This window comes from Bacillus sp. 2D03, from assembly GCF_003946765.1.
GTDB classification, from domain to species: Bacteria; Bacillota; Bacilli; order Bacillales; family Bacillaceae_G; genus Bacillus_A; species Bacillus_A cereus.
Window position 1 is genome coordinate 49456 of record NZ_RPSJ01000014.1, and the last position, 19999, is coordinate 69454.

A 19999-nucleotide genomic window follows, 5' to 3' on the forward strand; every position below is an offset into this window, starting at 1 on the left:
AGATTAAAAGAATGCGCTTACAACCTTTTGTTTATCTTAAAATAACATTTTTATATCTCTTCTAAAAATGCGCAAAAATATTTCCACCCATTTACATTATTAAAAATTTTATAGTACCTTGCAAAGAACAATAGCGAATGATATATTTGTAAATAATGGAATAACCATTATTTGGAATTCTATTTACAATTTATATATACCCTTCAAAAGGTAGATATAGATTGTGCTGTTTAGAAAGAAGATAGGATTCTCAACTGTAATTCATCATTCTATAAAGGAAAGTGATTGTTATGAACAAAAATGAATTTTTGGAACAACTTAGTTCCTCTCTGTAGAATATGCCTAATTCAGAAAAGGAGGATATTATCTCGGAGTACGAAACTCATTTTATTAGTGGTAAACAAGATGGAATATCTGAAGAGGAAATTTCTAAAAAGCTAGGAAACCCTAAAACTATCGCTAAAGAACTTAACGTTTCATATGCAATAAGCAACGCTGACAATAGGCGCAGCCTAAAAAACATTATGAAAGCACTGTTTTCTGTTATGAGCTTAAGTCTTTTAAACTTTATATTTATCATTATCGCCTTTTTCGTATTACTCTTTCTATTACCGCTTCTTCTAGCACTTATAATTGCTACACCGTTATTAATTATTTCACCTATATTATTAATAGGGTTAGGATTCTTTAAAGGGTTTCATCAAATCAGTTATTCCGATGTTTACAATGTATTCATAGCTTTTTGCATCGGCTTACTAATATCAGTCATATGTTATCAAATGATAAAACATATATACGTAGCTTTAGTTAAGTATTTGAAATGGAATGTAGCTATTTTGCAACGACACTAATGCAAAAGGAGATTAAGATGAAAAATTATATTTTATACCCATTCATGTTACTTACAATGTTATTTCTATCAGCTTGTTCAAACAGTGTACAGCCTAAGGAAAAAAATGATGTACAATCTATCAAAGATGTTGCTATTAAAGTTCCAGAAAATATATTTAGTTCCTCAAAGAAAAATGAAACTATTAGTGAAGACGAAATGAAACAAAATATAAAAAATTATATAGATTATAGTTGGGAGTTAGCTGAAAATATAATTCCTCTCGCTTCAACAAATTCTGATAAGAATTTCACTGAATCTGACCGAGAAAAATTACAAAAACTAATAGAGTTAGCGAAGCAAAATGATGCAAACTTCCATAATTTTATTAGTAACAATACAATCCCTGATGATTACAAAAAGCTTTCAAAAGAAATATATGAATTTATTTCATCGTCTACAGCACTTTCAGTAGAACTAGATCAAGAGTTAGACAAACTCGCCCAAGATGGTAACTTATTCAAGGCGAATTTTTCTTTTACGAAACGCCTTGAGAAAATAAATGGGAGGAAACAAAAAGAGATTGAAAAGTTTTTGAACGAAAAAAATATTAAAACTTCAATTAACAGCAATAAAAAAATTTAACCGATGTGTTACATATCCCTTTCAAAATAATCAATAAGAAATGGCTATTTTGAAACGGAGTTTTTGTGATATAACTATTAAATTCCCTAAACAAAAAAGACGCTCCCCTAGGAGCGTCTTCCACTATTACGCTTGTTGTTGCGCGCTATATAATTCTTCAAGTGGCTTCATGATAATTTTGTTAACGTCACCGATTACAACGTTTAGGCGTTGCTCAGTTTCCATTAATTTTGTAATTTTAGCATCTTGTTGAATGCGAGCTACAACTTCTTGTGCTTGTTGGTTGTCTTCTTCAGTGATTTCTTGGCCTTGCATCATTTTTTGTTGTAGGCTAAGTTGCATTGTACGGAACTCATCGAATAAATTCTTTGAAGCTGTGTCAGCTTGAACTGCTGCGTAGCTCTCTTTTAAAGTTTTGAAGTCATCGTTTTCAGCGATTGCTTTTTGTAATTCATATGCAACATCATGAATGTTCTTTGTCATTTTATTTTTCCTCCTTTAGAGGCTAGCGCTTTTCATACGCACTGCCTTTTCAGTGCATTTACATACGCACCTCTTCTTACCATATCAAACTATGCAAGAGATGTGAAGAAATTTCACTTTTATTTCTATGTACTCACCTTATTATCTAAGAAACAATAGTAACAATCCTTGTACGAGCCCGATCATTCCGCCTAATAACGCTCCTAAATACGTAATCATTTTTAATTCGTTTTTCGTAATAGACAGAACTAAGTCTTCTAATCTTTCTGTTGAGAATGTAGACACTTCTTGCTGGACAATTTCCGCAAGGTGTAGATTATTTAGTATACTCTCTACGTTTTCTGTTCCCCACTTTAAGCCTTTCGTTACTGCACTTGGAACCACTTTTTCAATAATTGTTTCTCGAACTGGTTCACATACTTGCTGAACCGATTGATTTAAAAACTTACTCACTGTTTCCTCTACTTTAACTGCTGACAGCACGGAGCTTACAATCATTTCTTTCTCTACAAATGCTTCTAATTCTTTTACATCTCTTCCTTTTAACTTTTCCCACTCTTTTTGCAGTACATCAGTTAAAAGCTGCTTTGTAGCATCTTGCCCTAAAAACTTAATAACTTCTGGCTGCACACGATCCACAACACTTACATTTCCTAAAAACATCCCAACTAAGTTAAGTAGCGTTCCACGAGAAGCAAAGAAATCATCAATCATTTTTGAAAGACGCGCTTTCCCTTCTTCACTTTCAAAAAAGCTAATTCCTCGCTCTAAAATAAACGCCGAGGCATTCGGAATCGCATTCTCTATCTTTTCATGTACAGAATGAGGTAAAGCCTGTTCCCATGTATATGTATAATACTCTGCTAAAAATGCATGAATTTTTTCTGTAATCACATGTTCGATTTTTCGAGTCGCTTCTTCTTCTACATGTGCTACATTCCATTTTTCTAACATATATCGCAGTGATTGTTCATTCGTAATTACTTTATCCACTTCCACTTGCGCCCAGTGAATTAAACCTTTTTGAAACTCTTCATTTGTTAGCTTTTTTCCGATTCCTTCTGGTGTTAACAAATGTTCTACAACCATTTTTCCTAATTGAACAGCAAGTTCATCACGCCGCTTCGGAATTAACCCTGGTGTAAATGGAACTTGAAACTTTCCGATATAAATAGGACGATGAGGACGAAATAACATTTTTATCGCTAAATGATTCGTATATCCTCCAATAATTGCTCCGAGTCCTGTCGTCGTTAACATATTTAACCATATATTCATTACAATCAACCTTTCACTTCTCCAAAACTATAGCATATCATCATACGGACAAAAGTATAATGGTATAAAAACGTATTTGCAATATATAGCTTCGCCTATTATGCAAATAGTAGTAAAGGAGTGATTTCGTTGGTTCTCGGCCTTTTAACTTCTAAACTTCATTATGAGCAAACGTATTACACCGAAATCGCTAAACGCGCTCGGCTTTATCATAATGTCGTTGCCCAGTTTACGCCATTTTGTATTGATCCTAAAACAGACCTTGTTTCTGGTCTTATTTACGATACAGATACAGGAAAATGGAAAAAGCAAACATTCCCTATTCCTTCTTATATATATGATCGTTATTCTTTTCAAGAGGAAACAGACTTTGAAAAAGCAAAATCAATTATTCACTCTTTGCACAATCGTCCTTCCACTACCTTTTTAAATAACACACTTATTAATTCAAGTGAACTACATGATTTATTTCTCACTAATAAAAAACTGTCTCCTTATATACCAAAATTTGAAATTGCGACGATACAAAACATTTTCAAACTGTTGTTAAAAACTAAAGATATTATTATACGCCCCACTAATATACATTCTAAAGATAACTTATATCGAGTCGCTTACAAAAATAAAACGTTTCAGATCGATACAGTAAATGAAAAATACCATACTTCTATTCCAATCAAACGCACAGACGAATTTATATCTTGGTGTAAATCTAACATACGTTCATCACGTTACATAGCGCACACTATGCTACAACCACCAAATCAATTAACATATCCACTGCACATTCGAACCATTTTGCAAAAAAACAAAGAACAAACTTGGAATGTTATCGGTCAATTTATACAAAAAAGCTCATTTCCTAATCAGCTTTTACCCTCAACAACGGACGATGATTCATTACATTCATTTTCAAAAATTAAATACGTACTATCTAGTACAGGTGTGCAACTATTGCACGACGCTTTACACGACATTATAAATGAAGTATTCCAAACACTAGATCAGTCTTATTCTTCGTTATTTGAACTAGAACTTTCCACAATTATGGATCAAAAAGGTGCAATCTGGCTTATGTATGTCAACACGATCCCTCCTTACGAACAATACATTCGTCATAGTGATTCATTAGCTGAAAAGATATTTCACGGACCACTTAAATTCAGTCGCTTTACACCATAATGAAAGGAGGTAAACCTATTTTGAAAGAACATATATATACATTAAATATTTCAGATGAACATCCAAATAGCATTACTTTACCTTACGTTTTTTCTATTACACCACCTATTACATCCCTCTCCTTCGGCATACGTCATATAGCAAGTGAAGAAGTAAAAATTCATTATTCCTTTACTCGCGAAATTATTATCGGAAAGCATATTGCCGAAAAACTTTTACTGCCTCAATCAACTACTATTCATGCATTCACACAAAACCAAACAATTATTTTCGGACCATTAATCGGCATTTTTACAACTGGCTTTAACGATGATTCTTCTACCCCTTTAGGAAATCGTTCAATTGCTCTCAGTGAGTTGTTAACACCACCATTCTCATTACGACCGTTCGTATTCGTCTTTGGCGTTCAACATATACACTGGGAAGAAGAAACAATTGAAGGATATTTCTTTCGAGAGAAACAATGGATAAAGAAAAAGGTTCCTTTACCAAACGTCATTTACGATCGACTACCGAATCGACAAGCGGAAAATTATAAACCGATTGTCAGGGCAAAAAGAAAATTAGAACAAGACTACTCCATTCCATGGTTTAACCCAGGGTTTTTCAATAAATGGGAAGTTCATCAACTTCTTATGAAAGACGAATCAATTAAACCCTTATTACCAAATACAGAAGCATTTCAGCATTTTGAACAAGTAGAACGGTTTCTTGGCACATATAAATCAGTGTACATGAAACCAATACACGGGAGCTTTGGTAGAAATATTCATCAAATATTTTATTCTCAAACAGAAAATTGCTACTACTGTCGTTATCGCGAAAATGAAGAAAACAAACTGAGAAAGTATCAATCATTAGAAACTCTTCTAAACCATGTACTAAAAGGGCATGATTTAAAAAAGTTTATCGTACAGCAAGGTATTTCGTTACTTCGCTTCGATGGGCAACCTGTTGATTTCCGCATTCATACAAATAAAAATCATTTCGGTAATTGGATAGTTAGTGCAATCGTCGCCAAAATCGCCGGCAAAGGCAGTTTAACAACGCACGTAAATAGTGGCGGTAATACAAAATTGCTACAAGAGCTTTTTCCAGATTCAACGAAACAAGTTCAAATTGAAAATAAATTAAAACATACTGCCTTACAAATAAGTTACGCGCTCGATGAACAAGTAACCGGAAATATTGGAGAAATCGGTTTTGATATCGGTTTAGACACAAAGGAAAATCCGTGGTTATTTGAAGCCAACTCTAAACCTGGGCGAACTGTATTCCAAGATGAAAAATTAAAAGAACAAAGTGAACTGACGCGCCAGTTATTTTACGAATATGCCATCTACTTAACTGAACATTCTTTACGTGATACAAAAGAAAAAATGTCTCAAATAAAATCAGGGGCTTCATCAAACACCGAACATATCCCTTCTCCTATGATTCACTCACAAATACAAAAACAAAAACTTCCACCTAGATAATAAGGTGGAAGTTTTCTATTTACACAAGTTTTACTACAACCTCAGTTTCCACGTTACATACTCCGCAATAAAAAATATGATTGCAATATTCATTTGAATTATTATGCGTTAAACCATCTACTGCACTTAATAATTCTTGATCCATATAGGCACTATAATCGTCTATGTAATCTACAGACTTCCCATAATCTTGGAGTATACTTTGGCAATTTTGACAAGAATATGTTTGTGATTCTAATGCGTTGCAAAGCGGGCAAATTCCCATCATGATTCCTCCATACGTTATCGTTTAAAGCCTCTCTTTTTTAGAGTGAAGAGAGCAACCTATCCAAACATAGGAGCGCCCACTCCATCCCTACTTAAAAATAGAACTATAAAGTTGCTACCGATTTCATTTTTATTTCAATAAATCCTATATAAGAAGCTAATAATTAGCCTACAAGTAGCAGGCTACAATGAGAAAATTATATTTAATATCCTCCTTAGTTTGGCCTGTTTTCTTAAAAATACAACGATTACTCTTATTTCATAATTTACGAAATCAATAAGTTTTTTTACAAAATTTACAAATTATTATTTTGTATATCTTTCTAGGTAACATCCATACTATGAGTACAAACTTAATTACCGATGGATTAGCGCCAATCGGGGCGATAATCTGGTTCAACTCCAGCTAGTCCAACCAAAAAAACTTTTATAACTCTAAGGAGGATATATTCCTATGGCAAACCAAAATTCTTCAAATCAATTAGTAGTACCAGGTGCAACAGCTGCAATCGATCAAATGAAGTACGAAATCGCTCAAGAATTTGGTGTACAATTAGGAGCAGATTCTACGGCTCGCGCTAACGGTTCAGTTGGTGGAGAAATCACAAAACGTCTAGTTGCAATGGCTGAGCAAAGCCTTGGCGGATTCCACAAATAAATATATATGGCAAAAAGGTCTCAAGGCATATGCCTTGAGACCTTCCTTAATTTATTGCAACATTTGTAAAAACTTCTTCGTACGTTCTTCTTTTGGATTTGTAAATACTTCTTCTGGTGTACCTTGTTCGACAACGACACCACCATCCATGAAAATAACACGGTTCGCAATTTGATGTGCAAAACGCATTTCGTGCGTTACAATAACCATCGTCATGCCTTCTTTAGCAAGTTCTTTCATTACTTTCAGAACTTCTTGAACGAGTTCAGGATCAAGCGCTGACGTCGGCTCATCAAATAGTAACACTTCCGGCTCCATCGCAAGCGCGCGCGCAATTCCAACGCGCTGTTGCTGTCCGCCTGATAATTGGAACGGATATAAATCCACTTTATCTGCTAAACCAACTTTTTCAAGGAAATAGCTTGCTTTTTTCTTCGCTTCTTCTTTCCCCATCTTTTTCACTGTAACGAGCCCTTCCATTACATTTTGAAGTGCTGTTAAATGCGGGAATAAATTATGGTGCTGGAATACCATACCTGTTTGCGTACGAAGATTAACAATATCTTTCTTCGTTACTTTTTGAGAGAAGTTAAGCTCTTTATTACCGATACGAATATTACCAGCGTTTGGTGTTTCTAATACATTGAGACAACGTAAGAATGTCGTTTTACCAGATCCAGACGGCCCAATAATAACAACAACCTCGCCCTTCTCAACTGTTAAATCTATATGCTTTAGTACGGTATTATCTCCGAAACTTTTTTGTAAGTGCTGAATTGAAATCATAAAAACAAAAACTCCTTTTGTAAAAGGATTATTTTAATGTGTAGCGTTCTGAACGCTTTTCTAACATCTGTTGTACGATTGATAATAAGAAACAAATAACCCAATAAATAAGACCTGCTTCAAAATAAACAATTAAAAACTCGTAGTTCATCGCCGCAATTTCCTGCGCTTTTCGGAACATTTCTGTTACTAAAATTAACGATGCTAACGAAGTATCTTTCACTAAGCTAATAAATGTATTCGAAAGCGGCGGGATTGATACGCGCGTTGCTTGTGGTAAAATAACACGTTTTAATGCTTGTGGATATGTCATCCCAATTGTATAAGCTGCTTCCCACTGCCCTTTCGGAATGGAAAGGATAGAAGCACGAATAATTTCAGATGCATATGCACCGACATTTAATGAAAATCCAACAACTGCTGCTGTATATGGCTCAACTTCAATATTAAGAGTTGGAAGTCCATAGAAAATAATAAATAATTGTACAAGAAGTGGCGTTCCGCGAATGATAGATACATAGATACGAGCAATCCATTGTAAAATACGACTACCAGAAATACGTGCGAGCGCTGTTAACGTTGCCAGTATAATCCCGATAATAAATGTAATAAGCGTTAATGGAATTGTTGTAAAAACAGCTTCCTTCAGCATAGGCATGAAGGAAGTCTGCATAATATCTATCCAAGTAGACAATCGATCTGAAACCAATGCACTACTTAGATACATTTTCACCGAACCATTTTTTCGTTATTTTGTCATACGTACCGTCTTTTTTCATATCTTCTAACGCTTTATCTACTTCTTGTACAAGCTTAGTGCTACCTTTACGGAATAAGAATCCACTTTCTGAAGCTTCTTTTTCAGTATCTACAATTTTAATTTTTGCATCTTTTTTCGTTTCTAAATAATTTAATACTGATAACTTATCATTAATTGTAAAATCAACGCGTCCTGAAGCTAATAATTCTGCCGCTTGGCTAAATCCTTCTACACCAATAATTTCCGCACCGTTTTTCTTAGCAATATCTGCATAGTTACTCGTTAAAGATTGTGCTCCTTTTAAACCTTTTACATCAGCAAATGTAGCAGGCTTATCTTTATCTTTTGCAATAACTAATGCCGCTGAAGATGAAACGTATGGCTTAGAGAAATCGTATTTCTTTTGACGATCTTCACGAATACCAACTTCGTTTGCAACCATATCGAAACGTTTTGCGTCTAGGCCAGCAAGTAAGCTATCCCATTGTGTTTCTTTAAATACAGGTTTTACACCTAAACGTTTTGCAACTTCTTCCGATAGTTCAACGTCAAATCCAGTTAATTTATTGCTTGAATCGTGGAACGTAAATGGTGGATATGTACCTTCTGTACCAATTACAAGTTCACCGCTTTGTTTAATCTTTTGTAACGCGTCTTGACTAGCTGTATCTTTTTTCTCTTCTTTACCGCAGCCGGCTACAATCCCGATCGCTAATGTAGTTACTGCAAGCACTGAAAATAATTTCTTCATGATTGTAATCCTCCAAGTATTCTGATAGGAATTTAAAAACTATATTGATTGTATGCAATCTTGAACAATTTTTCAATGAAAATGTTCTTATTTAGTTTATCCTTTTTCTTCATAATCAAACAAAAGGGAAAAATAACGCTACATACAAAAAATAAGTAACATTTTTTAATATAGCATTTATGGAGAAAAAGGTAAAACAATACTTCTTATTTAACTGTCGTAATTCGCTAAAGAGTCGACATGTTCATCAATAAAAAAGAACTTGTGAAAATCACAAGTTCTCCTCCATGCATATTAAGCACTCTGATTGCCTTCCATTTGCGTTTTATACATATCGTAATAACGCCCGCGCTTTTTCATGAGTTCATCATGAGAGCCTTTTTCTAAAATGGTTCCTCTATCGAGCACAATAATTTGATCTGCGCTTTTAATCGTTGAAAGGCGGTGAGCGATAATAAATGTCGTTCTTCCTTTTTTTACAACTTCTAGTGCTTGTTGAATCATCGCCTCTGTTTCTGTATCAATACTAGACGTTGCTTCATCTAAAATTAAAATAGCCGGATCAAAAGCGAGCGCCCTAGCAAACGAAATAAGCTGACGTTCTCCAGTGGAAAGCGTACTTCCCTTTTCTGTAATTTCTTCATTTATATTGTTCGCAAATCTTTCAGCACCAACATCACGTAACGCCTTTACAATGCGCTCTTTTGAAATTTTTTCGTTCTCTAAGCTTACATTGGAAGCGACCGTCCCACTAAAAAGAAACGGGTCTTGCAGTACGATTCCCATATGTTCACGGGTTGCTTGTTTCGGCATCTCTTTTACATCGTGACCATCAATCGTAAGCTTTCCTTTTTCAAACTCATAAAATTGAAAGAGTACATTCATGATAGAACTTTTTCCTGATCCAGTATGACCGACAAGTGCCACTGTCTCGCCTTGTTTCGCTTCAAAAGAAATATTTTTTAACACTTCATCTTTTCCATTATAAGAAAATGATACATTATCAAATTTTACATTTCCTTTTAAACGAGGCATACGTTCTTCTTCTACCGCTTCCCCTTTTTCCTCTAACAATTCAAAGACACGTTCTGATGCAACGCGCGCTTGCTCTAAGTTTGCAAGCTGGTTCACCATATTCGTAATTGGCGAGAATAATCGTGTTAAATAATCGACGAATGCATACAGTACCCCAAGTGAAATAATACCTGTAGCACTTAATGACGCACCGCCGAAATACCAAATTACTCCTGTGAAAGCGATATTTCTTAATACGGCTACTAAGTTATGCGAAGTTGCTGCATTTAAATTCAAAATTTTATTTTGATACTTAAAATAATCGCCATTTAATTCTTCAAATTCTTTTTTCGTTTCACGCTCTTGACGGAACGCTTGAATAATTGGCATCCCTTGAATGGATTCATTCACTGTTCCGTTAATATCAGATAAACGAGAGCGCATTTTATGATTGTATACAGACGCGTATTTTCTATAAAGAATCGCCCAAACAATTAAAATTGGGATAATTAATAAACATAATGAAGCGAGCTTCACATCTAATAAAAATAACGCAGCGAATATCCCAATAATATAGATGATACTAGAAACGAATGTTGCCAGCACCGTTACATATAAATCACGAATGGCCTCTGTATCATTCGTCACACGCGAAACAATTTTCCCCGCCGGTAAATGATCAAAGTAACGAATTGGCAACGTTTGAATATGAGAAAACACATCTTCCCTCATAATTTGAATAATTTTGTTCGCTGCCTTTTGCAAGAAGAACTGCTTTCCGTATGCAAATAATGACACGACTACTAATAAAGCGAAATAGCCACCACCAAGTAATAATAGACGGTTTATTTCTGGCTTATAAAATGCAAACACTTCTTCCTTTGTTAATGCTTTCGCTTTATACACTTGCACCGCCTTACCATTTTGAACGGTAATCATATCCCCTTTTACAGTACGTGACCCTTCCGCATTTACTTTATTCGGTACAAAATAATATTGAAAACCGACTTGCATCACGCGTACTTCTTTTCCTTTTTTCTCACCTTCCTGGAAGCGATCGCTTCGCTTATAAAAGGTGCCATTATACGAAACAGCCTCTTCACTCTGTTCTGTTTCATACCAAGGTTTCTCTATCCCGACGATATGATCGTCAATCATCGTTTTAGCGACGAAAGGACCAGCAAGCTCTGCGATGACGAAAATAAATAACATTAACATCGCAGCAAAAATCGTCCCTTTCACTTTCATCGCGTATTGAAACAATCGTTTTGAAACGCTCATATTTTCACCCCACTATCCGCACTTTCACTTTCACCTTGTTGTCTTTCAAACTGCTCAGCATACCAGCCTCCCTTTTGGATAAGCTGAGCATGCGTACCTTCTTCTATAACTGCACCTTCATCCATAACGAGAATCCAATCCGCATGTTGCACTGCAGATAAACGATGCGTCGTAATAATCGTCGTCTTTCCGCTTCTTTCCGTTCTTATATTTTCAATGATCGCTGCTTCCGTACGAGCATCTACAGCTGATAAAGAATCATCCAAAATTAATATTTCCGGATTTTGAATAACAGCTCGCGCAATTGAAATCCTTTGTTTTTGCCCTCCTGATAAAGAAACACCCTTCTCTCCAACGAGCGTTTCTAACCCTTCTGGCAAAAACTCTAAATCCTTTTTAAACGCAGCAATTTCAATTGCTTTCTCTAGTTCTTCTTCAGTCGCTTCCCTATTTCCGAATAAAATATTTTCTCGCGCTGTTTTTGAGAATAAAATATGCTCCTGCGGTACATAACCAATCCAGCCGAGTACATTTTCATTCGTCATTTTATCTAATGTCACATCAGAAACTGCAATATCCCCATCTCCAAGTGGATATTGACGAAGAAGCTGACGGACAAGCGTCGTTTTTCCACTTCCTGTTTTCCCGACAACCCCAAGCGTTTCCCCTTGTTTTAATGTAAATGAAACCTTCTTTAAATTTGTTTCAGTTGATGAAGGATATGAAAAGGTAACGTCATCAAACTGAATATAATCCGGCTCTTGCACAAGCTTTGGATGTTTCGGATTCTTTACATCTGGCTCATACGCTAACGTTTCATTCACACGGTCAAGCGAAGCATTTCCTCTTTGCATAACATTAATTAATTCACCAATTGCAAACATCGGCCAAATCATCATCCCTAAATACACGTTAAAAGAAACGAGTTCACCAAGCGTCACCTTTGACTGGAACACAAGGTATGCACCGTACACTAAGCCGATTAAATAACTAAGACCGACAAGCATTTTCACAGTTGGTTGGAATAATGCATCAATCTTTGCTACCTTCATATTTTTTTCGTAGACGTCATCTCCTAAATGATGAAATCTTTCCTCGTCTGCATTCTCTTGTACGTATGCACGAATAACGCGTACGCCAGCGATTGATTCAAGCACTTTATCGTTCATATCACCAAACGCATCTTGCGCAACTGTAAATCTTTCATGCAATTTCTTTCCATATATATTCATCGCATACGCCATAATTGGAAGCGGAATAAGCGCTGCAAATGTAAGCTCCCAACTAATTGTAAATCCCATCATAAAGACAATCGTAAGCATATATAAACTAGAATCCACAAGCGTTAATATACCAAAACCAGCTGTCATAGCGATTGCTTTTAAATCATTCGTTGCCCTCGCCATTAAGTCGCCAGTACGATTTTTTTGATAAAAAGTCGGCGTCATCTTAAGTAAATGCCCCATAAATTTAGAGCGCATCGTTTTCTCAAGTACAAATGCACCTCCAAACAATTGATGTTGCCATACAAAAGTAAGACCATACCCAACGATTGTAACCCCTATTAAAATAAGAATAGACTGTATAATAGCTTCGTTTGATAACGTTCCTGTTTTTATATTATCAATCGTAACCCCTAACACTTTCGGGGGAATAACTTCAACTATATTCACAATTAAAAGAGCTCCAATGGCGATACTATATCTCTTCCAATGCTCTTTAAAAAACCATTTTAACTTTAGTAATACTGATAACAATGTAACCTCTCCCTTCTCGTTCTCGTTTACCTCTCATTTCTTTATCCACTATCCAGACCCATCACATTTACATTTCGTAACCCATACAATCTCATCACATTTTTCCACCTTCCAAAGTTTTATATAGTAGCATGGAAAATAAACAAAAAAAAGCATACCGCCGCTTGACGATATGCACAAAAATGCATAAAAAGCGTACGTTACGATATACGCAACGTACGCTTTTTATAAGACAAAGATGCCCTATATATCCGTACGGGTTGCGTAATGATATGAATGTTTTCTGCCATTTAACAGAGCTAAGCCCATTACATTTACGATTACAATCATTACGCACACCCCCTTCATTTATTTTCCATTTATAATCTTAAAACTTTATTGAGTATTCTGTCAATTGTTTTTTCACACTTCAAATAAAAATATATGATACACCATTTTGAAATAAGAGAATGTTCTGTAAGAAAGGGCATACAAAATAAAAAAGGAATAAGAAATCGTTTTCACAAACATTTCATTTGAAAAATGTTATCAAACCCCCTACAATCACCTTATACTCACTCTTACAAGTTGCTATTTTAGGAGGACTAATCATGACAACTAGCAATACGTACAAATTTTATTTAAACGGAGAATGGAGAGAAAGCTCTTCAGAAGAAACAATCGAAATTCCATCTCCATACTTACACGAAGTAATTGGACAAGTACAAGCAATTACTCGCGGAGAAGTAGATGAAGCAATTGCATCTGCAAAAGAAGCTCAAAAATCATGGGCTGAAGCTTCCCTACAAGATCGCGCAAAATACTTATATAAATGGGCTGATGAGCTCGTAAATATGCAGGATGAAATTGCCGATATCATTATGAAAGAAGTCGGTAAAGGATATAAAGATGCGAAGAAAGAAGTTGTTCGTACAGCTGACTTCATTCGTTACACGATCGAAGAAGCTTTACATATGCACGGAGAAAGCATGATGGGCGATAGCTTCCCGGGCGGTACAAAATCGAAACTTGCGATTATCCAACGCGCACCACTTGGTGTTGTATTAGCAATCGCACCATTTAACTACCCAGTAAACTTATCTGCTGCAAAACTTGCACCAGCATTAATTATGGGTAACGCTGTTATTTTCAAACCAGCAACTCAAGGTGCAATTAGTGGTATTAAAATGGTTGAAGCACTTCATAAAGCTGGCCTTCCAAAAGGACTTGTAAACGTAGCGACAGGACGCGGTTCTGTAATTGGTGACTACTTAGTAGAACACGAAGGCATCAATATGGTATCGTTCACAGGTGGTACAAACACAGGTAAACATTTAGCGAAAAAAGCTTCAATGATTCCACTTGTATTAGAACTTGGTGGTAAAGACCCTGGTATCGTTCGTGAAGATGCTGATTTACAAGATGCTGCAAACCATATCGTAAGCGGTGCATTCTCTTACTCTGGTCAACGTTGTACAGCTATTAAACGTGTACTTGTACACGAAAACGTAGCGGACGAGCTTGTTAGCTTATTAAAAGCGCAAGTAGCTGAACTATCAGTTGGATCTCCAGAACAAGATAGCACAATCGTTCCATTAATTGACGACAAGTCTGCTGACTTCGTTCAAGGTTTAGTTGACGACGCTGTAGAAAAAGGTGCTACAATCGTTATCGGTAACAAACGTGAGCGTAACTTAATTTACCCAACATTAATCGATCACGTAACAGAAGAGATGAAAGTTGCTTGGGAAGAGCCATTCGGCCCAATCCTTCCAATCATTCGTGTTTCTTCAGATGAACAAGCAATTGAAATTGCTAACAAATCAGAGTTCGGTCTGCAAGCAAGTGTCTTCACTAAAGACATTAACAAAGCATTTGCAATTGCTAACAAAATCGAAACTGGTTCTGTACAAATTAACGGACGCACAGAGCGCGGCCCTGATCACTTCCCATTCATCGGTGTAAAAGGTTCAGGTATGGGTGCACAAGGTATTCGTAAGAGCCTTGAGTCTATGACACGTGAAAAAGTAACTGTATTAAACTTAGTTTAATCTTATAAAAAGAAGCTGATCTATTTATAGATCAGCTTCTTTTCTATATAAATACTTCCAAAAAACGGAGTATTTCGTTCTACTTCCGATTTGGTTTTCCAAATCGAACTAAAACATGCCATAATAATTTTAATTCCTGAAGCACCTCTTCATACGTTCCGCGATCACTCCAGGATAGTGGATTCCTTTTCAAATCCACTACAGCTGAGCCAATTATATGTGCATCGATACAATTATTTCGTGCAATGCGTTTTGCCAAAGATGGCATTTTTGAACCTCTAAAATCCATCGGAACTTCATCCACCGTAAGTACAAAACCGATGTGCCAATACAAATCTATAGCATACTTCAGGCAAATTTCTTCTAAAACTTTCCCTACATCCGTACCCTTAAATGAAGGATCTGCAACAAGCGCCTCCACGTCTTCTTTAAGAGAAATCTCTCCATGAATTTGCGCTTCAATATAATGATTAAGATTACGGGCTGGCTCTTTGCTTACTAAATCTATAAACGGCCTTTTCAGGTTAGCTAGTAAATGATTAATTAATATTGTTGGCGTCAAATTCCCTTCACCAATTGCAAAATCTCTTACGAATGTCTCTTCCAAAAGAGCAGCTAAAATCATATCAAACTCCTCATAAGTCCCCTTTTCTTTCGGATCTTGATGCGAATCTAAATATGTATATGTAGAGCGCGAAGAAACTTTTGGAGATAAGAGAAAATAACATGAACCAAAACGCGGAGCCGGCCCATCTGGATGTAACATTAAATTTAGCGCTCCGTATTTTGGCCGTTGATCATTCGTTACGCCTTCTAATTGATATGCCCCTCCAAATATTCTCTTTTCCCAAAGGTCACGTTCACCACCAGGATAAGCAGATACGCTTCCATTAGATAGCAATGTTTCAAACTGACTTTTATATACTCCTTGCTCAAACAGTGCTTCAGCAACACTTTTCATATTCGAATCTAGTCTGTCTGGATGAAAGTGTAAAGCAATCCTTGCATGAGATTTTAAATTAGCGACAGCTTCTTCAAATATTTCATCTGTAATATTAGACATTTTAAGTATATGATTAATCGTTGCTTTAGCCCCACGTTTTTCGTTCTCTGCATATTTTGAAATATACTCTAAAGCAAATAATTGAGATCTTAATAATTCCATAATCCAATCTCCCCTTTAATTGAACTGCCCTTAAACACTTCAATTAAAAGCTTATTCTTTCCTTCTTATGAAACGAACCTCATTTATTAAAAAAAGTAATTTACTAAATCTTAATTATGTATACACGCATTTTTCATAGGCAAATGTACACATTCTACAGAAATTTGATACCCTAGCCATCGCTCAGCGATATGTTCAAATGATAAAACAGATCCCGTTGTAAAAAAGCGATGCTTCGGATTCAGATTGTCAGACAAAATTCCTTTGTGCTGTAAAATGGTACTTAACTCTATCGCTGTTTCTTCTGCCGAACTAATAATCGTTACAGCCTCTCCTAACTCACTTTTAATCACAAACTCTTCTCTATAATCTGATTATTACTATATCCATTGACGTATAAAAATTCATTTGTTACTCTTAAAGACGTTAATTTAATATTTAAATCCTCATTCGTATCTCGGTGAGGTAGAGGTTGCAATCATTAAGAGTATCATTTCAGGAGATGTAGTGGCATTGATGAAGGAATGAGAAAGGAATGTTTGCCGAAGTAAGTCGTGTCCACCATGCACGCTTGCTGGGTCTGCATTTAATAAGTGCAGAACTGTCACAAACGTTTCGTTTGTGGAGAGCTATCGAGAGGTATGTCGTGGGTTTCTTATAAGATAGAAAGCATGTAGCGGCAAATTACGTGCTTTTTTTGTTTTGTTTGGGACTTCTCTTCCTGACTTAGGAAGACATACATATCTCCTCGCTTGACTTGGTTATACTAACTTTGGAGGTATTTTCTATGCAACAAAAAAAATGGGGCTTTTGGGTACTAACAGCTTTCGTTGTCGGTAACATGGTTGGCGCTGGTATTTTCATGGTGCCAAGTACGTTGGCACAAACAGCAAGCCCACTCGGTGTCACTTTAGCTTGGTTAACTACAGGGTTTGGTGTTTTAATGCTAGCTCTTGTTTTCGGTAATTTAGCAATTCGTCGTCCTGATTTAACGACAGGACCACAAAGTCATGCATATGCTTTATTCTCAACACCAAAAAAGAAAAAAATGGCTGGATTCAGTATGGTATGGGGATATTGGGTTGCAAACTGGGCAAGTAACGTTGCCATCATTACATCATTTGCGGGATATTTATCACTCTTCTTCCCAATTATGAAAGATACGCGACTACTATTTTCAATCGGCTCGTTTAACGTAGAAGTCGGAAAACTAATTACATTTACGATTTGTTCCATCTTACTTTGGGGAACTCATATTATATTAACGAACGGTGTAAGCGGAGCTGGAAAACTAAACTTCTTAGCAACAACAACGAAAGTAACTGGATTCCTTTTATTCATCGTCGTTACGTTATTTGCATTCGAAGCTTCTAAGTTTGGACAATGGTACACACCGATGATTGATAAATCAGGTGCATCACACGGTCTTCTTTCACAAGTAAATTTAGCTGCTCTTACAACGCTTTGGGCGTTTATCGGAATTGAATCAGCCGTTCTTTTATCAAACCGTGCTGTTTCTCCAAAAACGGTAAAACGTGCAACAGTTGCGGGATTACTTATTACAGTTGCGATTTACTTAGGAATCACAATTTTAACAATGGGTGTACTTCACGTTGATAAATTACAAGCTTCTGAACGTCCATTAGCAGATGCACTAAATGCTGCAATGGGTCATGGCGGCGGGAAACTGATGGCATTACTTGCTCTTACTTCCCTGTTCGGTTCCATCTTAGGTTGGATCTTATTAAGCTCAGAAGTACCGTATCAAGCAGCAAAAGAAGGTTTCTTCCCTTCCTTCTTCACGAAAACAAATAAAAAAGGAAGTCCAATTTACTCATTACGATTAACAAACATTATGTCGCAAGTGTTCTTATTCTCAACATTATCAGGAACAATTGCGGAAGCTTATACATTCGTTATTACCGTATCAACACTAGCCTACCTCATTCCATATCTCGTTTCGCCAATCTTCCAGTTAAAACTAGTCGCAACTGGTGAAACATATAAAAATGAAATGCGGGCAAGAATTACAGATGGTATAGTCGCAGTGATTGCACTTTGCTACGCACTATGGGTTATTAAAACGGGCGCATCCGATATAAAAACGTTCCTTCTCGGAATTGGTTTATTCGTAATCGGCTTTGCCTTCTATCCATTAATGAATCGTGATCAGAAAAAAAATAACGAAAAGAAAAACGGGCAAGTTGCATAACGCAATTTGCTCGTTTTTTCTTTTATAAAACATATATAATAGAACAAAGAGGTGAAAAACATGTCAATTGAATCACTATGGAGCAGTCGCTTCCAACAACATATGCAAAATATCATTACATACTTTGCACGTATGATTAACGGTTTACTATATAGCTTTATCTTTATTTCATGCGTTGGTGCATATTATTATGCTCAGTTTCTAAAAGCATCTCCTTCTAAAGGAATATCTTTAATAATTATAACGATTGTACTTACGTTCATTATAACGAGATGCCCTATCCGTACATTTATTCAGAAACCTGACGCTGTCTATTTACTAGCACTAGAAGAGAAATTAACATCTTATTTCAAAAAATCTCTTCTATATAATTACATCATTCAGCTTTTTCCATTATTATTTACGTTCCTTATTCTCGTACCACTTGCACTGCAATCATTGCAATTAACGGTTCCTTTCTTATGTACAATCTTTATCGTTTTAATGGTTACGAAAGCTTGGAACATGTACATACATTGGATGTGGCGCGATAGTCATGAAAAAAATATATGGCTGATCATCCGTATTACTTGTAACGCCCTAATCATTTACATGCTGTTTTATTCCGCAAATGTTCTCATATTGGGCGGACTACTCTTACTACTTGCTTTCCTACTTCTATACACGAAAAAACAGCCTACAAAACGAATACCGTGGGATTACATAATCGAGCAAGAAGAAAAAATGAACGTTCGTTTTTATCAATTTGCTAGCATTTTTACCGATGTTCCGCAACTGAATAAACAAGTAAATAAAAGAAAATGGCTTACAAATTGGATTGAACCTTTATTACATAAAAAACAAGCAACTTTCTTCTATTTACATACACTCGCATTTTTACGTGGGAATGATTATTTCGGTATATATATTCGCTTAGGATTAATTGGTGCCTTCGCATTATATTTTATACCAAATATATACGTAAAAGGCGCTATCGCTTACATCGTTCTATATATGATTTCTATGCAGCTCCGTTCACTGTGGAAATATTTTTCGGGAAATATTATTGCAACATTATATCCGATTGGTACTGCAGAAAGAATGAAGCAATTTCTTAGCTTAATCTTTATATTTCTAAGCATTCAACTCATTGTATTTTCGATTGTTATACTCATTGCTACAGGTCAATTTTTACATAGCCTTATCATTATGATTGTCGGGTTACTCTGGATCAAATTTATTATTGTATCAAAAACGAAGCAACGCGTTTCTTCGTTTTAACGAAAAGAAATATCTTAAACGCCAAGGAGAAAATAAATTATCCTTGGCGTTTTTATTTTGCTTCCTCAAACAAGAATCACTGAAACAACCGATATTTTATGATTTTTACATACAAAAACGATAATACATGTTTACGACCTAATAAAAAGGGTATCTATTAATT

The 19999-nt window shown here is 35.8% G+C and carries 17 protein-coding genes, 1 pseudogene and 1 riboswitch; of the genes and pseudogenes, 8 read left to right on the forward strand and 10 right to left on the reverse strand.

Features of this window, described 5'->3' with window-relative positions:
• Positions 1–338 precede the first annotated feature (338 nt).
• Both EBQ15_RS25395 and EBQ15_RS25400 read left to right on the forward strand, forming a co-directional pair.
• Positions 339–851: an HAAS signaling domain-containing protein gene (locus EBQ15_RS25395; RefSeq protein ID WP_001133827.1), complete on the forward strand. Its 513-nt coding sequence runs from the start codon at positions 339–341 to the stop codon at positions 849–851.
• 17 nt (positions 852–868) lie between these two features.
• On the forward strand, positions 869–1474 hold the full coding sequence (locus tag EBQ15_RS25400) for an NDxxF motif lipoprotein (protein WP_000800754.1): 606 nt from the start codon (positions 869–871) through the stop codon (positions 1472–1474).
• Between the two features lie 126 nt (positions 1475–1600).
• Here the strand turns inward: EBQ15_RS25400 and EBQ15_RS25405 are convergent, their stop codons facing one another.
• On the reverse strand, positions 1601–1957 hold the full coding sequence (locus tag EBQ15_RS25405; RefSeq protein ID WP_000164610.1) for a YlbF/YmcA family competence regulator: 357 nt from the start codon (positions 1955–1957) through the stop codon (positions 1601–1603).
• 141 nt (positions 1958–2098) lie between these two features.
• Entirely contained in the window at positions 2099–3235 is a 1137-nt protein-coding gene (locus tag EBQ15_RS25410; protein ID WP_001985918.1) for a DUF445 domain-containing protein, read from the reverse strand.
• Between the two features lie 129 nt (positions 3236–3364).
• Here EBQ15_RS25410 and EBQ15_RS25415 point away from each other — a divergent pair, with 129 nt between their 5' ends.
• Together EBQ15_RS25415 and EBQ15_RS25420 are read left to right on the forward strand one after the other, a co-directional pair.
• Positions 3365–4417, forward strand: coding sequence for a YheC/YheD family endospore coat-associated protein (locus EBQ15_RS25415; RefSeq protein ID WP_000242811.1), 1053 nt, complete (start codon positions 3365–3367; stop codon positions 4415–4417).
• Between the two features lie 20 nt (positions 4418–4437).
• A complete protein-coding gene (locus tag EBQ15_RS25420; RefSeq protein ID WP_000658104.1) occupies positions 4438–5895 on the forward strand; it encodes a YheC/YheD family endospore coat-associated protein in 1458 nt (485 codons plus the stop codon).
• A 19-nt stretch (positions 5896–5914) separates the two neighbouring features.
• Here EBQ15_RS25420 and EBQ15_RS25425 read toward each other — a convergent pair whose 3' ends face one another.
• Positions 5915–6160: a hypothetical protein gene (locus EBQ15_RS25425; RefSeq protein ID WP_000510474.1), complete on the reverse strand. Its 246-nt coding sequence runs from the start codon at positions 6158–6160 to the stop codon at positions 5915–5917.
• 456 nt (positions 6161–6616) lie between these two features.
• Between EBQ15_RS25425 and sasP the strand changes: the two genes are divergently transcribed.
• Entirely contained in the window at positions 6617–6820 is a 204-nt protein-coding gene (gene sasP / locus EBQ15_RS25430) for a small acid-soluble spore protein, SasP family (protein WP_000013338.1), read from the forward strand.
• A 51-nt stretch (positions 6821–6871) separates the two neighbouring features.
• Here sasP and EBQ15_RS25435 read toward each other — a convergent pair whose 3' ends face one another.
• The 5 genes from EBQ15_RS25435 to EBQ15_RS25460 form a co-directional block, all read right to left on the reverse strand.
• Positions 6872–7606: an amino acid ABC transporter ATP-binding protein gene (locus tag EBQ15_RS25435; RefSeq protein WP_000623611.1), complete on the reverse strand. Its 735-nt coding sequence runs from the start codon at positions 7604–7606 to the stop codon at positions 6872–6874.
• 28 nt (positions 7607–7634) lie between these two features.
• Entirely contained in the window at positions 7635–8333 is a 699-nt protein-coding gene (locus EBQ15_RS25440) for an amino acid ABC transporter permease (RefSeq protein WP_000281499.1), read from the reverse strand.
• Positions 8320–9117, reverse strand: a complete 798-nt coding sequence (locus EBQ15_RS25445) for an amino acid ABC transporter substrate-binding protein (protein ID WP_000732857.1) — start codon at positions 9115–9117, stop codon at positions 8320–8322. Before EBQ15_RS25445 ends, EBQ15_RS25440 begins: the two co-directional genes overlap by 14 nt.
• 294 nt (positions 9118–9411) lie before the next feature.
• The gene (locus EBQ15_RS25455) at positions 9412–11412 is read right to left on the reverse strand and encodes an ABC transporter ATP-binding protein (RefSeq protein WP_000116657.1); all 2001 of its coding nucleotides are present in this window, start codon (positions 11410–11412) and stop codon (positions 9412–9414) included.
• Positions 11409–13169, reverse strand: a complete 1761-nt coding sequence (locus tag EBQ15_RS25460; protein WP_000953765.1) for an ABC transporter ATP-binding protein — start codon at positions 13167–13169, stop codon at positions 11409–11411. Before EBQ15_RS25460 ends, EBQ15_RS25455 begins: the two co-directional genes overlap by 4 nt.
• A gap of 590 nt (positions 13170–13759) precedes the next feature.
• Here EBQ15_RS25460 and gapN point away from each other — a divergent pair.
• Positions 13760–15199 carry an NADP-dependent glyceraldehyde-3-phosphate dehydrogenase gene (gapN, locus tag EBQ15_RS25475; protein WP_000213617.1) on the forward strand — a complete coding sequence of 480 codons (1440 nt, stop codon included), beginning with the start codon at positions 13760–13762 and terminating at the stop codon, positions 15197–15199.
• Between the two features lie 79 nt (positions 15200–15278).
• On the opposite strand, the gene EBQ15_RS25480 is transcribed toward gapN, so the two are convergent.
• On the reverse strand, positions 15279–16364 hold the full coding sequence (locus EBQ15_RS25480; protein ID WP_000422023.1) for a DUF3626 domain-containing protein: 1086 nt from the start codon (positions 16362–16364) through the stop codon (positions 15279–15281).
• Positions 16365–16474: 110 nt separating this feature from the next.
• Positions 16475–16723 (reverse strand): annotated as a pseudogene (locus EBQ15_RS25485) (glutamate racemase); the annotation flags it as partial.
• 99 nt (positions 16724–16822) lie between these two features.
• Positions 16823–17004, forward strand: a riboswitch (Lysine riboswitch).
• 147 nt (positions 17005–17151) lie between these two features.
• Here EBQ15_RS25485 and EBQ15_RS25490 point away from each other — a divergent pair.
• Together EBQ15_RS25490 and EBQ15_RS25495 are read left to right on the forward strand one after the other, a co-directional pair.
• The gene (locus tag EBQ15_RS25490) at positions 17152–18576 is read left to right on the forward strand and encodes an amino acid permease (protein WP_001186301.1); all 1425 of its coding nucleotides are present in this window, start codon (positions 17152–17154) and stop codon (positions 18574–18576) included.
• Between the two features lie 60 nt (positions 18577–18636).
• Positions 18637–19836, forward strand: a complete 1200-nt coding sequence (locus EBQ15_RS25495) for an ABC transporter permease (RefSeq protein ID WP_000021400.1) — start codon at positions 18637–18639, stop codon at positions 19834–19836.
• The last annotated feature ends 163 nt before the right edge of the window (positions 19837–19999 follow it).

Excerpts from the sequence above, each read along its gene's own strand:
- EBQ15_RS25400 (WP_000800754.1), top strand. The coding sequence starts at position 869 with ATGAAAAATTATATTTTATACCCATTCATGTTACTTACAATGTTATTT.
- EBQ15_RS25455 (WP_000116657.1), bottom strand. The coding sequence starts at position 11,412 with ATGAGCGTTTCAAAACGATTGTTTCAATACGCGATGAAAGTGAAAGGG.
- EBQ15_RS25440 (WP_000281499.1), bottom strand. The coding sequence starts at position 8,333 with ATGTATCTAAGTAGTGCATTGGTTTCAGATCGATTGTCTACTTGGATA.
- EBQ15_RS25405 (WP_000164610.1), bottom strand. The coding sequence starts at position 1,957 with ATGACAAAGAACATTCATGATGTTGCATATGAATTACAAAAAGCAATC.
- EBQ15_RS25480 (WP_000422023.1), bottom strand. The coding sequence starts at position 16,364 with ATGGAATTATTAAGATCTCAATTATTTGCTTTAGAGTATATTTCAAAA.
- gapN (WP_000213617.1), top strand. The coding sequence starts at position 13,760 with ATGACAACTAGCAATACGTACAAATTTTATTTAAACGGAGAATGGAGA.
- EBQ15_RS25395 (WP_001133827.1), top strand. The coding sequence starts at position 339 with ATGCCTAATTCAGAAAAGGAGGATATTATCTCGGAGTACGAAACTCAT.
- EBQ15_RS25495 (WP_000021400.1), top strand. The coding sequence starts at position 18,637 with ATGTCAATTGAATCACTATGGAGCAGTCGCTTCCAACAACATATGCAA.
- EBQ15_RS25435 (WP_000623611.1), bottom strand. The coding sequence starts at position 7,606 with ATGATTTCAATTCAGCACTTACAAAAAAGTTTCGGAGATAATACCGTA.
- EBQ15_RS25490 (WP_001186301.1), top strand. The coding sequence starts at position 17,152 with ATGCAACAAAAAAAATGGGGCTTTTGGGTACTAACAGCTTTCGTTGTC.
- EBQ15_RS25410 (WP_001985918.1), bottom strand. The coding sequence starts at position 3,235 with ATGAATATATGGTTAAATATGTTAACGACGACAGGACTCGGAGCAATT.
- EBQ15_RS25445 (WP_000732857.1), bottom strand. The coding sequence starts at position 9,117 with ATGAAGAAATTATTTTCAGTGCTTGCAGTAACTACATTAGCGATCGGG.
- EBQ15_RS25425 (WP_000510474.1), bottom strand. The coding sequence starts at position 6,160 with ATGGGAATTTGCCCGCTTTGCAACGCATTAGAATCACAAACATATTCT.
- sasP (WP_000013338.1), top strand. The coding sequence starts at position 6,617 with ATGGCAAACCAAAATTCTTCAAATCAATTAGTAGTACCAGGTGCAACA.